This is a genomic window from Sphingomonas sp. HF-S4 (genome assembly GCF_032911445.1).
Lineage (GTDB): Bacteria > Pseudomonadota > Alphaproteobacteria > Sphingomonadales > Sphingomonadaceae > Sphingomonas > Sphingomonas agrestis.
Map to the genome: position 1 here is coordinate 1,493,345 of NZ_JAWJEJ010000001.1, position 12,287 is coordinate 1,505,631.

The window sequence follows — 12,287 nt, forward strand, 5'->3', positions numbered from 1 at the left end:
AAGAACAGAAGAGCAGCCCTTCGACAAGCTCAGGGCGAATGGTTGTGGATTTCCGCTGATGTACAAATACGACGAATATGACCACTCGATCGTCGCCAGCCGCGTCGAGGAGTTCCGCGACCAGGTGAACCGCCGGCTCGCCGGGCAGATGACCGAGGACCAGTTCAAGCCGCTGCGACTGATGAACGGGCTTTACCTGCAGCTCCACGCCTACATGCTGCGGGTCGCGGTGCCCTATGGCACGCTCGACAGCCGCCAGATGCATATGCTGGCGCACATCGCCCGCAAGTACGATCGCGGCTACGGCCATTTCACCACGCGGCAGAACCTCCAATACAATTGGATCAAGCTCGCCGATGCGCCAGACATCCTGGCGGAACTCGCCACGGTCGAGATGCACGCGATCCAGACCAGCGGGAACTGCATCCGCAACATCTCGTCTGACCAGTTCGCCGGCGCCGCCGCCGACGAGCTGACCGATCCGCGCCCCTGGGCCGAACTGCTCCGCCAATGGAGCACCTTCCACCCCGAATTCAGTTACCTGCCCCGGAAATTCAAGATCGCGGTGATCGCTGCCGACGAGGACCGCGCCGCAATGCGCCTCCACGATATCGGGCTGCAGATCGTCGAGCGCGACGGCGCGCTCGGCGTCGCGGTTTATGTCGGCGGGGGGATGGGCCGCACGCCGATGGTCGCCCCGCTGATCAAGGACTTCGTGCCCTTCGCCGACTTCGTCAGCTACATGGAAGCGTGCCTGCGCGTCTACAATCGCTACGGCCGGCGCGACAACATGTACAAGGCGCGGATCAAGATCCTGATCCACGAACTCGGCGCCGAGAAATATGCCGCCGAGGTCGAGGAGGAATTCGCCGCGGTCAAGGCGCTCGGCATCGATCCGCCGCAGGCCGAATTCGACCGCATCGCCGCGCATTTCGCGCCGCCGCCGTTCGAGACCGGGCTGAGCGACGAACTCGACCGCTCAGACCCCGATTTCGCGGTCTGGCTCGACCAGAACGTCTCGGCGCACAAGGCGCCCGGCCATGCGATCGTCACGATCAGCCTCAAGCCGATCGGCGGCATTCCCGGCGACGCCAGCGCTGACCAGATCGACCTGATGGCCGATATCGCCAAGGCGTACAGCTTCGACGAGTTGCGCGTCACCCACGCGCAGAACATCGTCCTGCCGCATGTCCGCAAGGCCGACTTGCACGTGATATGGCAGCAGCTCCGCGATGCCGGGCTGGCCGAGGCCAATCTCGACCTGATCAGCGACATCATCGCCTGCCCCGGGCTCGATTACTGCAGCCTCGCCAACGCCCGCTCGATCCCGCTCGCGCAGAAGATCGCGACGCGCTTCGCCGATCCCATTCGCCAGCGCGACCTGGGCGAATTGAAGCTCAAGATCAGCGGCTGCATCAACGCCTGCGGCCACCACCATGCCGGGCATATCGGCATCCTCGGCGTCGACCGTAAGGGCACCGAGAACTATCAGCTGCTGCTCGGCGGATCGGGGGCGGAGGACGTAAGCCTCGCCAAGATCACCGGCCCCGGCTTCTCCGAGGACGGCATCGTCGATGCGATCGAAAAGGCCACCGACGTCTATGTCGCCAACCGCGAACAAGGCGAGCGTTTCCTCGACACCTATCGCCGCATCGGCATGGAGCCATTCAAGGAGGCGATCTATGGCTAAGCGTGACGCCGTCTTCCCGGCAAAGCCACATGCGCTCTACGAGCACCACCGCTATTCGCCCGCGATCCGGTCCAACGGCTTCCTGTTCGTCTCCGGTCAGGTCGGCGCGCGCGAGGACGGCTCACCCGAGCCCGATCTCGGCGCGCAGGTCCAGCTCGCCTTCGACAATCTGAACGCCGTCCTTGCGGCCGCCGGCGCCAGCTTCGCGGACGTCGTCGACGTCACCCTCTTCATGATCGATCCCGACGCGATCTTCGAGACGGTGTGGCCGGTGCTTCAGCACAATTGGGGCGAGAAGCCCTTTCCCAACATCACCGCGGTGGGTGTCACCTGGCTCGCAGGCTTCACCTTCGAGATCAAGGTGATCGCCAAACTGCCGGGAGGCGCAGACGCATGACCGAACTGCTCCGCTACCGCGACGACGAGGCCCATGAGGAACCGGCGGTCACACTCGACAGCTTCCTCGGCCAGTCCAACGCCACTGCCGTCCGCATCGAAAGCGGCGAGGATGCGCGCGTCCTCCTCCCCTATCTCGATCGTCTCGCGCTCGTCGAAGTCAGCTTCCCCAAATTCCGCGACGGCCGAGGCTATTCCTCGGGCCGCATCCTGCGCGAGGCCGGCTATACCGGCGAGCTGCGCGCGCAAGGCGACGTGCTGGTCGACCAGATCCCGCTGATGCGCCGCTGCGGCTTCGACAGTTTCGCGCCCGAGGCGCCGGTCGACACTGCGGTGCTCGAAGCGAGCCTCGCGCGCTACGACCATGTCTATCAGGCGGCCGCCGACGCCCCCGTGCCGGTGTGGAAGCTGCGTCATGGCTGAAGCGGCGGTTCGGAAGATCGACCGGCTGGATATCGCCCCACGCTTCACCGAGCAGGACGCGATCCGCCTCAACAATATGTTCCGCGGCAGCTCGACCGACGAGATGCTGCGCACCGTAATCGGCGAGCAGATGGTCGGCGATCTTGCTGTCGTGTCGTCGTTCGGCGCCGAGTCCGCGGCGCTGCTGCATCTGGTCGCGTCGGTCGATCGGTCGGTGCCGGTGCTGTTCCTCGATACCGGCCGGCATTTCCCCGAGACGCTCGCCTATCGCGATGCGCTGGTCGCGCGGCTTGGGCTCACCGATTTCCGCAACCTCCAGCCCGATCCGGAGGTGCTCGCCGCGCGCGACGCCAACGAGTTGCGCTGGTCGTTCGACCCCGATGGCTGCTGCGAGATCCGGAAAGTCGTGCCGCTCGCCAAGGGGCTGGCCAGGTTCGACGCGACGATCACCGGGCGGAAAGCGTTCCAGGCGAAGACGCGCAACGCCCTGCCCCGCTTCGAGCTCGACACCTCGGACGTATCGGGCCGGCTCAAGGTCAATCCGCTCGCCGACTGGACCCGCGCCGATCTCGACGCCTATTTCGTCGCGCACGATTTGCCCGTCCATCCGCTGGTCGCGCAGGGCTATCCCTCGATCGGCTGCGCGCCGTGCACCAGCAAGGTCAAACCAGGCGAGGACCCGCGCGCCGGCCGCTGGCGCGGCTGGGACAAGACCGAGTGCGGGATCCACACGCCAGTAAACGACGGCGACCCGGATTTGCCGGTGTTCTAGGCGTTTCCCCTAGACGTCAAATTGTAGGGAAACGCTCGTCGGCCCTCAGAACGAAGCCGCGAGCCGATTCAGCATTCGCCGCGCCGGACTTTCGTCTGCCACCGGCTCATCGAGCGAGGCATCGAGTCGCGCGACTCGGCGATGGAGCTCGATGCTTGTCGCGATGATCGTCCGCGCATGCGAAGGCATCGCGTCGAGCGTCGCCGGCTCGGTCTCGGGCGCCTCGCCCAGCCGCCGCGCGGGAGATAGCGCATCGCCGGGAGTAAGCTCGCCGGCCTCGACCGCGCGCTGCGTCAGCAGCCAGGCGATGATGTGCATCAGCCGCGTCGTCACCTTGAGCGACTCGCACGAGAAGGTCACTCGGCTCAGCGCCTCGAGCGAGTCGCGCTCGGCACGGCCGACCACGTCGAAATAGCCGCGCGCCTCGTCTGCCAGCAGCATCGCTTCGACATAGAGCGAGTCGACCAGTCTGCGATGGATCGCCGAGGGCATCTGCTCCGTCATCCCCGAAAGAAGTGCCATATCGGACACGCCAGTTGAATGCTTAATCTTGCGGCGTCGCCGTCCCGCGGCGGGAGCGCTCAGGCGATGATGTCGGGGACGAGCGCATCTTCGAGCTGGCTGATCTCGTCGCGCAGCCGCAGCTTGCGTCGCTTGAGCCGGGCGAGCTGGAGCTGGTCGGCCGCCCCCGTGCGGCTCAGCGCGTCGATCGCCGTGTCTAGATCGCGATGCTCGGTCCGCAGCATCTCGAGTTGCCGCTGGATCTCGCTCTCTTCCATTCCCGCCCCCTTACGCCTGCACAAAGCTGAAGTCGGCCCATCGCGCGTTTTCCGCACCCTGTCGATTCGGCAAATACGGGGGGCGACAAGCGTCTCGAAAGGTGATTTATTGGCTTTCCCCCGGCGCTTATCGAAGGAGGAATGCTTCCATGCAGAACGCGCATTTCGCGGCACTCAACGCCAAGCACTCTACTCTGGACCAGCGGATCGCAGCCGAATCCCAACGGCCGCTTCCCGATCAGATACTGCTAGCGCAATTGAAGAAGCAGAAGCTGCGCGTCAAGGAGGAGCTAAGCCGCTAGCCGCGGCTATCCACAGCTTTTGTCGGAAAGGTGCGGTGTATGCCGCACCTTCTCCGAAACTACTCGTACCGATTTGAACAGCGATGCCGGAACGGCGGCTCAGCGCCGCGTGAGGCTGGGCTTGGTATAGGACGTGCTCTGCGCGCCCTTCCCGACCGGCTTGCGCGCCAGCATCGGATCGATCTCGATATCGAACGCCACGCCGACCCGGCCATCGGTCGCCCAGGCGATGCGGCCCTTGACCCAGCCCACGCCGCGCACTTCGATCTCCACCGGGGTGCCGCTCTGCACCGGCCCGACATATTCGGCCATCAGACCGCCCGAGGAGAGATTGCGCACGCGCACCTGCGCGACCTTGTCGTCGCCGGAGACGCGGAACTGCGCGGTGAGCAGCAAGCTGTCGCGCGAGCCGGTACGCTGGCCGGTGAAGTCATCGGCCGACAGCGCGGTCATGGAATCGGTAGAAAACTGGTCGTCCATCAGGGTCGCCCGAACGCAAAATTGATATGCGTCGTGTTAAGCTGAATCCCTGACGAAAGCGTAAATTTGGCCGGGCCGCGACCGAAAAATCGCGGCCCGGAATACCCTATTCTTCGCGCGAGACCTTCTCGTTGCGCTCGTGACGCTCCTGTGCCTCGACGGTCATCGTCGCGATCGGCCGCGCCTCGAGCCGGCCCAGGCTGATCGGCTCGCCGGTCACTTCGCAATACCCGTATTCGCCTTCGTCGATGCGGCGCATTGCCGCATCGATCTTGGCGATCAGCTTACGCTGGCGATCACGGGTGCGCAGCTCGATCGACCAGTCGGTCTCGCTCGACGCGCGGTCGGTGAGATCGGCCTCGCGCAGCGAGTCGGTCTGGAGCTGGTTGAGCGTCCCCGCCGCCTCGCGGAAGATCGCGTCCTTCCAGGCCAGCAGCTTCTCGCGGAAATATTCCTGCTGCCGAGGGTTCATGAAAGGTTCGTCGTTATGCGGCCGGTAGCCGTCGTCGCCGTCATTGGCCGCGGCCGGGAGTTGTTTCCCGTGTTCGTCGGCCCGTTCCAAAACAGTAGCCATCCCCACTCTCCACACCGGTCGCCCAAATGGCCAGGCCGCTGGACGACTGACTTTTGCCCGCCCGCCCTATACTTGCGCGCGACCACATAGACAAGCGCGCTATTATGACAGGTGAACTGACTAATCTCCCGTAACGCGGGGGAAATTAGCCGGGGCTGAACGCGAGTCGAACCGGGGTCCGCGTTAACCATCATTGTTAACAAGTAACGTTCCAGCGCCCCGCGGAACCGTTCCGAAACCGCACATTAACCATAAGCTATGCGCGGGACTCGCAAAAAACAGTCCAAGAACAAGGTAAATGCCCCTGGCGGCGCTTGCGCTTAATAGTTTGTTTTGCGTTTGTCGGACATTGACGGCGCAGAAGCTGCTGACGGTCCCGTGGGGAGCGAGCGCCAGCAACAGGGAAGAGTGGGACATCATGTCGGTTCGCATGGCCTTGGCGAAACTCTGCGCATGTGCCTGTGGCGGCGCAGTCATCGGTGGCAGCGGCGTGTATGCCGTGGAGCGCGTGACGCAGCCCAGCGTAGTGAAGCAGTACACGGTCGCCAAGAAGCGCGTCGTGCGCAAGGCGGCCGCGGAGGGCGCAGCGCCGCGCAAGAAGCTCGTGCGCCGCGTCGTCACCACGACGACTACCACGACCAAGCCCGAAGTCGTCGTCGTGACCACTCAGGGCGCGCCGATCCCGATGCCGCGCGAAATGCCGGTAGTGGCCGCGGCGAGCAGCGCGGCGGCCGGCGTGGTCGGCGGCGGGGGCGGCTATGGCGGGGGCTTTGGCGGCGGGTTCTTCGCCGGCGGCTTCTTCGGCAGCTCCGGAAGCAGCTCGGGCAGCAGCGGCATCAATATCGAGATTTCAAGCGGGGGCTCGTCGACCAGCACGTCTACTGGTGGCTCCTCGACCAGCACTTCGACCGGTGGATCCTCGACTTCGTCGTCAACATCTTCTTCGACGTCGTCCTCGACTTCTTCTTCGACGTCTTCCTCCACTTCGACTTCGTCGAGCGGAAACTGGAGCACGTCGGGCAATTGGAGCACGTCGAGCAGCTGGGGTTGCAAATGGGGCAAGCATTGCGGCGGCGGCCATAATCCTCCGCCTTCGCCCCCCGGCGGCCCCGAGCCGGTGCCCGCACCGCCGATGATCCTGCTGTTCGGCGGCGCCGCGGCGGCGCTGGTGGTCCGGAAACGCTGGTCCAAGAAAAAGGCGGCCGAAGCGGCCGCCTGAATCCGTCGTCCCGGCGAAAGCCGGGATAGCATGCAACCGGGCATGCGGCCCGAGACTCCGGCTTTCGCCGGGGTGCCGGCGCTTCTATTCCGCCCGCGCCAGCGCTTCCTCGATCTGCGGCACGGTGTGGTCGGTCAGATCCTTGGCGATCTCGGCCTTCAGCCGGTCGCTGACTTCCTTGTGATAGTGCTTTCGCAGCTCGCCCAGGGTCTTGGGCGGGGCAATGATGATCAGCGACTCGAAATCGTTGGCCAACGCGCGCTTCTTGAGCAATTCGGCGGTGTCCGCGGCGAAGCGGTCTTCCTCCTGCTGGTGGAAATCGACTTCGGCCATGTTGCCACCGCCCCATTGCCCGCCGCCGCGCGTGCTCGACGCGCCGCCGGCCAGGTCGGTCGCCTGCTCGCTGTGCGCGGGATTGTGCTTGTCGACCACCTTCTTCTCGACTTGCAGGTTGGGATGCACGGCATCGCCTTCGTTCCTGAGGAACAGCATCTTGCGGCCGTCCGCCACCACCACGACTGTATCGTGCGGAACCTGCATCATTCTTCTCCTTGTTTTGCTGCTGATCCTCCAACGCGCCCTCACGCCCCAGGGTTGCGCAGGCAATCGCGCGCAGCCATAGCCCGGCCATGCACGATATACGGTTCATCCGCGAAACCCCCGAGGCCTTCGACGCCGGACTGGCGAAGCGCGGGCTCGAACCCCGATCGGCCGAACTGCTCGCTCTCGACGAGCGTCGCCGCGCGCTGATCACCGAGGCTCAGACCACGCAGGCGCGCCGCAACGAGGCAAGCAAGGCGATCGGCGCCGCCAAGGCGCGGCGCGACGATCCCACTGACCTGATGGCCGAAGTCGCCGCACTGAAGGAGCGGATGCCGGCGATCGACGCCGAGGAAAAAGCCGTCGGTGCCGAACTGACCACCGCGCTCGCCGCGATCCCCAACCTCCCCCTCGCCGACGTGCCAGAGGGCGCCGACGAGGAAGACAATCAGCTCATCCACGAGCGTGGCACGCCCCCGGTCTTCGCGTTCGAGGCGAAGGAGCATGACGCGATCGGCCCCGCGCTTGGGCTCGATTTCGAAACCGGTGCATTGCTCTCGGGCTCGCGCTTCACCTTCCTGCGCGGCTCTGCAGCCCGCCTCCACCGCGCGCTCGGCCAGTTCATGCTCGACACGCTCACCCGAGACCACGGCTTCGAGGAAGCGGTGGTTCCGCTGCTCGTGCGCAGCGAGAGCATGTTCGGCACCGGCCAGCTCCCCAAATTCGCCGAGGACAGCTTCGAGACCACCGACGGCCGTTGGCTGATCCCCACCTCCGAAGTCAGCCTTACCAACAGCGTCCGCGAGCGGATCCTCAGCGAAGAGGAACTTCCGCTGCGATTCACGGCGCTCTCGCCCTGCTTCCGCTCCGAAGCGGGCTCGGCGGGCCGCGACACCCGCGGCTATATCCGCCAGCACCAGTTCGAGAAGGTCGAGATGGTCTCGATCACGACGCCCGATACGTCCGAGGCCGAGCACGAGCGGATGACGTCTTGCGCCGAGGACATCCTCGACAAGCTAGGCCTCGCCTTCCGCCGGATGAAGCTGTGCAGCGGCGACATGGGTTTCAGCGCCGCGCGCACCTACGATCTCGAAGTCTGGCTCCCAGGCCAGGCGCGCTACCGCGAGATCTCGAGCGTCTCGACCTGCACCGATTTCCAGGCCCGCCGCATGAACGCGCGCTACCGTCCCGAGGGCGAAAAGGCGACTCGCTTCGTCCATACCCTTAACGGCTCGGGCCTTGCCGTCGGCCGCACGCTGGTCGCGGTGGTCGAGAACTATCAGCAGGAAGACGGCTCGGTCGCGGTTCCCGAGGCGCTGCAGCCCTATCTCGGCGGCCTCAACCGGCTCGAACCGCGCTGATGCGCATCCTCCTCACCAACGACGACGGCTACCACGCCCGCGGCCTCGCCGTGCTCGAACGCATCGCGCGGACGATTTCCGACGACATCACCGTCGTCGCCCCCGCCGAGGAGCAATCGGGCAAGAGCCGCTCGCTCACCCTTACCGAGCCGTTCCGCGTCCGCCGCATGGGCGACGATCGCTACGCCGTTCGCGGCACGCCCACCGATTGCGTGATGTTCGCCCTTGCCGAGGCGATGAAGGATTCGCCGCCCGACCTGATCCTCTCGGGGGTCAACCGCGGCGGCAACCTCGCCGAGGACGTCAGCTATTCGGGCACCGTCTCCGCCGCGATGGAAGGCGCGCTCGCCGGCATCCGCTCGGTCGCGCTCAGCCAGCGCTACGAGCGCACCGGCATGGGCGACGCCGTCCCGTTCGATACCGCCGAGGCCTGGGGCGAGCGCGCGCTCCGACCCCTGCTTGATGCCCCCTGGGCGCCGCGCACCCTGGTCAATATCAACTTCCCGCCGATCGCCGCCGACGCCGTCAAGGGCATCAAGCCCGTGTCGCAGGGCCTGCGCGATTATGGCCGGGTCGGGCTCGACAAGCGCGTCGATCCGCGCGGTTTCCCCTATTACTGGCTGGCGATGAGCCGCCTGCCCAACGTCGCTGGCCCCGACACCGATCTCGAGGCGATCGAGCAGGGCTGGATCACCCTCACCCCGCTCCACCTCGATCTTACCCACCACGACTCGCTGGAAGGCCTCAAGGCGCTCTATTGCTGACCACCCCGGTTTGTTTTATTAAAATTTAAGCATGGGGGCGTGTTGATGAGCCGGGTTGGGGTGTTGTTTTTTGGCGCGTGGGCGCTTTCGGGCTGCATTCCGGCCGAGGCCGGTCCCGGCCGGTATCAGGCCCCCGACTATCCCCAGCAGCAGCCGGACCAGTTCGAGCGCCGCTCGATCGATCAGGACGTCCGCGCGCTGCCCGCGCCGCCGCCCGCCTGGGAAGCGCGCCGCGTCACTGCCGATGCCAGGCAGGTCGCAAGCAGCACCTATGTCGTACAGCCGGGGGATTCGCTGCGCTCGATCGCCGTCAAGACCAGCGCAGGCTCGGAGGCGATCGCCCGCGCCAACAACCTGCTGCCCCCCTATGTTATCCAGCCGGGTCAGCGCCTGAGCATCCCCGGCGGCCGCTATCACCTCGTCCGCGCCGGCGAGACCGGCATCGCCATCGCGCGTGCCTATAGCGTCGACTGGTCGCGCATCATCGCCGCGAACGCGCTCGCGGAGCCCTATATCCTGCGCACCGGCCAGCGGCTGCTGGTGCCGAGCAGCCGCCCCGAGACGATCGAGGAGCGCGCCGCGCGCTTCCATATCGACATCGACGACATCCTCACCGGCGGCGAGCCCGCGCTCGCGGCCAATGCCCAACCGGCCAAGCCGGTGGCCACTGCCAAGCGCGTGCTTCCCGCCACCACGCCGGTCGCGGCACCGGCGGTGCGCACCGCGGGCCAGTTCGCCTGGCCGGTCAAGGGATCGGTGGTCAAGCGCTTCGGCCCGGGCAAGAGCGGCGAGCGGAACGACGGCATCAAGATCGCCGTCCCGCTCGACACACCCGTCCTCGCCGCCGCCGACGGCGTTGTCGCCTATGTCGGCAGCGACGTGCCGGCGCTGGGCGGCCTCGTCATCGTCAAGCACGGCAGCAGCACCACCACGGTCTATGGCCATGCCGGACAATTGCTCGTCCAGCGCGGCCAGTCGGTCAAGAAAGGCCAGATGATCGCGCTCTCCGGCAACTCGGGGTTCGCCGACCGGCCCGAGCTGCACTTCGAAATCCGCCAGGGCCGCACCCCGGTCGATCCGCTGACGAGGCTCGCAGCGCGTTAGGCTCCATGCCCCCCTCCCTGAAAGGGAGGGTTTGGGGTGGGTGCGCGCGTCTGCGCGCCAAAAAAGACTCATCGCCCAGCATCAAAGCCTCAGTCAGGGCATCGAGCCCTGCCCGACGCTAAACCCACCCCTTGCCCCTCCCTTTCAGGGAGGGGATAGAAGAGGAACAATGCCCGCCCGTCCTCCCGCCACGCTCAAGCGCAAGTCGAGCCTGCCCGTCTGGGTATCGATCGGCTGGCGCGTGTTTGCGGTGCTGGCGCTGCTCGCGCTCGCGGTCGGCGTCCACTGGATCGAGCGCAACGGGCTCAAGGATACTGCAGACGGCCACGTCTCCTTCCTCGACATCCTGTATTTCACATCGATCTCGGTCACGACGACGGGCTATGGCGACATCGTGCCGGTCAGTAATTCGGCGCGGATGTTCGACGCGTTCGTCGTCACGCCGATCCGTGTGTTCGTGGTGCTGCTCTTCCTCGGCACCGCCTATAATTTCGTGCTCAAGCGCACTTGGGACAAATGGCGAATGGCAGTGATCCAGAAGACCCTTTCAGGCCACATCATCGTCGCGGGCTATGGCACCACCGGCGCGGAGACCGTCGACGAACTGATCGCGCGCGGCCGCGATCGCGGCAGCATCGTCGTGGTCGACACCAATGCCGAGCATATCGAGCGCGCCAAGGCGTGCGGCTGCACGGTCCTCCAGGCCGATGCCACGCGTGACCAAGTGCTCACCGACGTACGCATCGGCCAGGCGGAGTCGATGATCGTCTGTGCCGGGCGCGACGACACATCGATCCTCATCACCCTCACCGCGCGCCATTTGGCGCCCGCGCTCCCGATCAGCGTGATCGTCCGCAACGAGGACAACGAACTCCCCGCCCGCGCCGCCGGCGCCACCACCGTGGTAAATCCGGTGAGCTTCGCGGGCCTCCTCCTCGCCGGATCGTGCCAGGGCGAGCACCTGTCCGACTATCTAATGGACCTCGCCTCGATCCACGGCCGCGTCCAGCTCAAGGAACGGCAGGCGCGAACCGACGAAATCGGCAAGCCGCTCTCGGCGCTCGCCACCGGCCTCGGCGTCCGCATCTACCGCGATGGCCAGCCCTACAGCTTCGCCGAACCCCAGACCCAGGCACTGCTCGCCGGAGACACGATCCTGGAGATCGTCACGGGCTGATCATTGCCGCTTAGAGGCGCCATTCAATAATGGGGAAACTGCAACAGATCGAGCGGCCCCTCGCCATATTTGCGGCGGCAGCGCCGCTCCAGCAGGAATATCACGAGTCCCCCGATGACCAGGGCGATGATTGCCGCAGGCGGCAATCCGCTGGTGCTGGGCGGCAACACTCGGTTCGCGATCTCGCCTGCTACCCAGCCCGCGCCTATTCCCCCTACCAGTTCGGCGAGGATCCAGCCGATCAGCGTAAAGAAGCCCATCGATGGTCTCCATTGCCTGCGCCTCCGAACGTTCGAAGGCGCGCTCCGTTGCGAAAGCAACTTCCAGCCGCCAAAACCCCGACATGACCGAACGCCTGCTCCCCATCCTTATGCTCGTCGTCTCGAACGTCTTCATGACCTTCGCTTGGTATGGCCATCTCAAGTTCAAGGCCGCGCCGCTGCTCCTGGTGATCCTGGTGAGCTGGCTGATCGCGCTTCCCGAATATCTCCTCGCCGTCCCCGCCAACCGCTGGGGCAGCGGCGTCTATTCGGCCGCGCAATTGAAAGGCATGCAGGAAGTCATCACCCTGAGCGTTTTCGCCGCCTTCTCGGTTCTGTATCTCGGCCAGAAGATCACGGTGAACCACCTGATCGGCTTCGCGTTGATCGCGGCGGGCGCCTTCTTCCTGTTCAAGGCTCCGGTTTCGGCCTGAGCTAGCTTTTTC

The 12,287-nt window shown here is 65.7% G+C and carries 17 protein-coding genes; 11 read left to right on the forward strand and 6 right to left on the reverse strand.

Annotation, left to right across the window (positions count from 1 at the left end):
- Positions 1–58 precede the first annotated feature (58 nt).
- Genes RZN05_RS06385 through RZN05_RS06400 form a run of 4 tightly spaced genes read left to right on the forward strand, consistent with a single transcriptional unit; the run spans position 59 to position 3,281 of the window.
- Positions 59–1,690, forward strand: a complete 1,632-nt coding sequence (locus RZN05_RS06385) for a nitrite/sulfite reductase (protein WP_317225783.1) — start codon at positions 59–61, stop codon at positions 1,688–1,690.
- A complete protein-coding gene (locus RZN05_RS06390) occupies positions 1,683–2,087 on the forward strand; it encodes a RidA family protein (RefSeq protein WP_317225784.1) in 405 nt (134 codons plus the stop codon). Before RZN05_RS06385 ends, RZN05_RS06390 begins: the two co-directional genes overlap by 8 nt.
- Positions 2,084–2,509 carry a DUF934 domain-containing protein gene (locus tag RZN05_RS06395; protein ID WP_317225786.1) on the forward strand — a complete coding sequence of 142 codons (426 nt, stop codon included), beginning with the start codon at positions 2,084–2,086 and terminating at the stop codon, positions 2,507–2,509. Before RZN05_RS06390 ends, RZN05_RS06395 begins: the two co-directional genes overlap by 4 nt.
- Complete coding sequence (locus RZN05_RS06400) at positions 2,502–3,281, forward strand: phosphoadenylyl-sulfate reductase (protein ID WP_317225787.1); 780 nt, start codon at positions 2,502–2,504, stop codon at positions 3,279–3,281. The genes RZN05_RS06395 and RZN05_RS06400 overlap by 8 nt, the downstream gene beginning before the upstream one ends.
- A 45-nt stretch (positions 3,282–3,326) precedes the next feature.
- Here the strand turns inward: RZN05_RS06400 and RZN05_RS06405 are convergent, their stop codons facing one another.
- Positions 3,327–3,803 (reverse strand): DUF1465 family protein, encoded by a 477-nt coding sequence (locus RZN05_RS06405; RefSeq protein WP_317225788.1) that lies wholly within the window; start codon positions 3,801–3,803, stop codon positions 3,327–3,329.
- 59 nt (positions 3,804–3,862) lie between these two features.
- The gene (locus RZN05_RS06410; protein WP_317225789.1) at positions 3,863–4,060 is read right to left on the reverse strand and encodes a YdcH family protein; all 198 of its coding nucleotides are present in this window, start codon (positions 4,058–4,060) and stop codon (positions 3,863–3,865) included.
- 149 nt (positions 4,061–4,209) lie between these two features.
- Here RZN05_RS06410 and RZN05_RS06415 point away from each other — a divergent pair, with 149 nt between their 5' ends.
- On the forward strand, positions 4,210–4,362 hold the full coding sequence (locus RZN05_RS06415; protein WP_317225790.1) for a YdcH family protein: 153 nt from the start codon (positions 4,210–4,212) through the stop codon (positions 4,360–4,362).
- A 99-nt stretch (positions 4,363–4,461) separates the two neighbouring features.
- Here RZN05_RS06415 and RZN05_RS06420 read toward each other — a convergent pair whose 3' ends face one another.
- Complete coding sequence (locus tag RZN05_RS06420; RefSeq protein WP_317225792.1) at positions 4,462–4,842, reverse strand: PilZ domain-containing protein; 381 nt, start codon at positions 4,840–4,842, stop codon at positions 4,462–4,464.
- A gap of 106 nt (positions 4,843–4,948) precedes the next feature.
- Complete coding sequence (gene dksA / locus RZN05_RS06425; RefSeq protein WP_317225793.1) at positions 4,949–5,416, reverse strand: RNA polymerase-binding protein DksA; 468 nt, start codon at positions 5,414–5,416, stop codon at positions 4,949–4,951.
- Positions 5,417–5,765: 349 nt separating this feature from the next.
- Here dksA and RZN05_RS06430 point away from each other — a divergent pair, with 349 nt between their 5' ends.
- Positions 5,766–6,635 (forward strand): hypothetical protein, encoded by an 870-nt coding sequence (locus RZN05_RS06430; protein WP_317225794.1) that lies wholly within the window; start codon positions 5,766–5,768, stop codon positions 6,633–6,635.
- Between the two features lie 84 nt (positions 6,636–6,719).
- Here RZN05_RS06430 and RZN05_RS06435 read toward each other — a convergent pair whose 3' ends face one another.
- Entirely contained in the window at positions 6,720–7,175 is a 456-nt protein-coding gene (locus tag RZN05_RS06435) for a host attachment family protein (RefSeq protein ID WP_317227576.1), read from the reverse strand.
- A gap of 89 nt (positions 7,176–7,264) precedes the next feature.
- On the opposite strand from RZN05_RS06435, the gene serS reads away from it, so the two are divergent.
- From serS to RZN05_RS06455, 4 genes are all read left to right on the forward strand, one after another.
- Positions 7,265–8,536, forward strand: coding sequence for a serine--tRNA ligase (gene serS / locus RZN05_RS06440; RefSeq protein ID WP_317225795.1), 1,272 nt, complete (start codon positions 7,265–7,267; stop codon positions 8,534–8,536).
- A complete protein-coding gene (gene surE / locus RZN05_RS06445; RefSeq protein ID WP_317225796.1) occupies positions 8,536–9,300 on the forward strand; it encodes a 5'/3'-nucleotidase SurE in 765 nt (254 codons plus the stop codon). The genes serS and surE overlap by 1 nt, the downstream gene beginning before the upstream one ends.
- Positions 9,301–9,345: 45 nt before the next feature.
- Positions 9,346–10,404, forward strand: a complete 1,059-nt coding sequence (locus RZN05_RS06450; RefSeq protein WP_317225797.1) for a M23 family metallopeptidase — start codon at positions 9,346–9,348, stop codon at positions 10,402–10,404.
- A 169-nt stretch (positions 10,405–10,573) separates the two neighbouring features.
- A complete protein-coding gene (locus tag RZN05_RS06455; protein ID WP_317225798.1) occupies positions 10,574–11,581 on the forward strand; it encodes a potassium channel family protein in 1,008 nt (335 codons plus the stop codon).
- Positions 11,582–11,604: 23 nt separating this feature from the next.
- Here RZN05_RS06455 and RZN05_RS06460 read toward each other — a convergent pair whose 3' ends face one another.
- Positions 11,605–11,841: a hypothetical protein gene (locus tag RZN05_RS06460; RefSeq protein WP_317225799.1), complete on the reverse strand. Its 237-nt coding sequence runs from the start codon at positions 11,839–11,841 to the stop codon at positions 11,605–11,607.
- 83 nt (positions 11,842–11,924) lie between these two features.
- On the opposite strand from RZN05_RS06460, the gene RZN05_RS06465 reads away from it, so the two are divergent.
- Positions 11,925–12,275 carry a DMT family protein gene (locus RZN05_RS06465; RefSeq protein WP_317225800.1) on the forward strand — a complete coding sequence of 117 codons (351 nt, stop codon included), beginning with the start codon at positions 11,925–11,927 and terminating at the stop codon, positions 12,273–12,275.
- The last annotated feature ends 12 nt before the right edge of the window (positions 12,276–12,287 follow it).

Bases quoted from the DNA above. Each gene is read 5' to 3' on its own strand.
- RZN05_RS06420 (WP_317225792.1), bottom strand. From the start codon at position 4,842: ATGGACGACCAGTTTTCTACCGATTCCATGACCGCGCTGTCGGCCGAT.
- RZN05_RS06385 (WP_317225783.1), top strand. From the start codon at position 59: ATGTACAAATACGACGAATATGACCACTCGATCGTCGCCAGCCGCGTC.
- dksA (WP_317225793.1), bottom strand. From the start codon at position 5,416: ATGGCTACTGTTTTGGAACGGGCCGACGAACACGGGAAACAACTCCCG.
- RZN05_RS06455 (WP_317225798.1), top strand. From the start codon at position 10,574: ATGCCCGCCCGTCCTCCCGCCACGCTCAAGCGCAAGTCGAGCCTGCCC.
- serS (WP_317225795.1), top strand. From the start codon at position 7,265: ATGCACGATATACGGTTCATCCGCGAAACCCCCGAGGCCTTCGACGCC.
- RZN05_RS06465 (WP_317225800.1), top strand. From the start codon at position 11,925: ATGACCGAACGCCTGCTCCCCATCCTTATGCTCGTCGTCTCGAACGTC.
- RZN05_RS06410 (WP_317225789.1), bottom strand. From the start codon at position 4,060: ATGGAAGAGAGCGAGATCCAGCGGCAACTCGAGATGCTGCGGACCGAG.
- RZN05_RS06450 (WP_317225797.1), top strand. From the start codon at position 9,346: ATGAGCCGGGTTGGGGTGTTGTTTTTTGGCGCGTGGGCGCTTTCGGGC.
- surE (WP_317225796.1), top strand. From the start codon at position 8,536: ATGCGCATCCTCCTCACCAACGACGACGGCTACCACGCCCGCGGCCTC.
- RZN05_RS06390 (WP_317225784.1), top strand. From the start codon at position 1,683: ATGGCTAAGCGTGACGCCGTCTTCCCGGCAAAGCCACATGCGCTCTAC.
- RZN05_RS06405 (WP_317225788.1), bottom strand. From the start codon at position 3,803: ATGGCACTTCTTTCGGGGATGACGGAGCAGATGCCCTCGGCGATCCAT.
- RZN05_RS06400 (WP_317225787.1), top strand. From the start codon at position 2,502: ATGGCTGAAGCGGCGGTTCGGAAGATCGACCGGCTGGATATCGCCCCA.
- RZN05_RS06435 (WP_317227576.1), bottom strand. From the start codon at position 7,175: ATGCAGGTTCCGCACGATACAGTCGTGGTGGTGGCGGACGGCCGCAAG.
- RZN05_RS06395 (WP_317225786.1), top strand. From the start codon at position 2,084: ATGACCGAACTGCTCCGCTACCGCGACGACGAGGCCCATGAGGAACCG.
- RZN05_RS06415 (WP_317225790.1), top strand. From the start codon at position 4,210: ATGCAGAACGCGCATTTCGCGGCACTCAACGCCAAGCACTCTACTCTG.
- RZN05_RS06460 (WP_317225799.1), bottom strand. From the start codon at position 11,841: ATGGGCTTCTTTACGCTGATCGGCTGGATCCTCGCCGAACTGGTAGGG.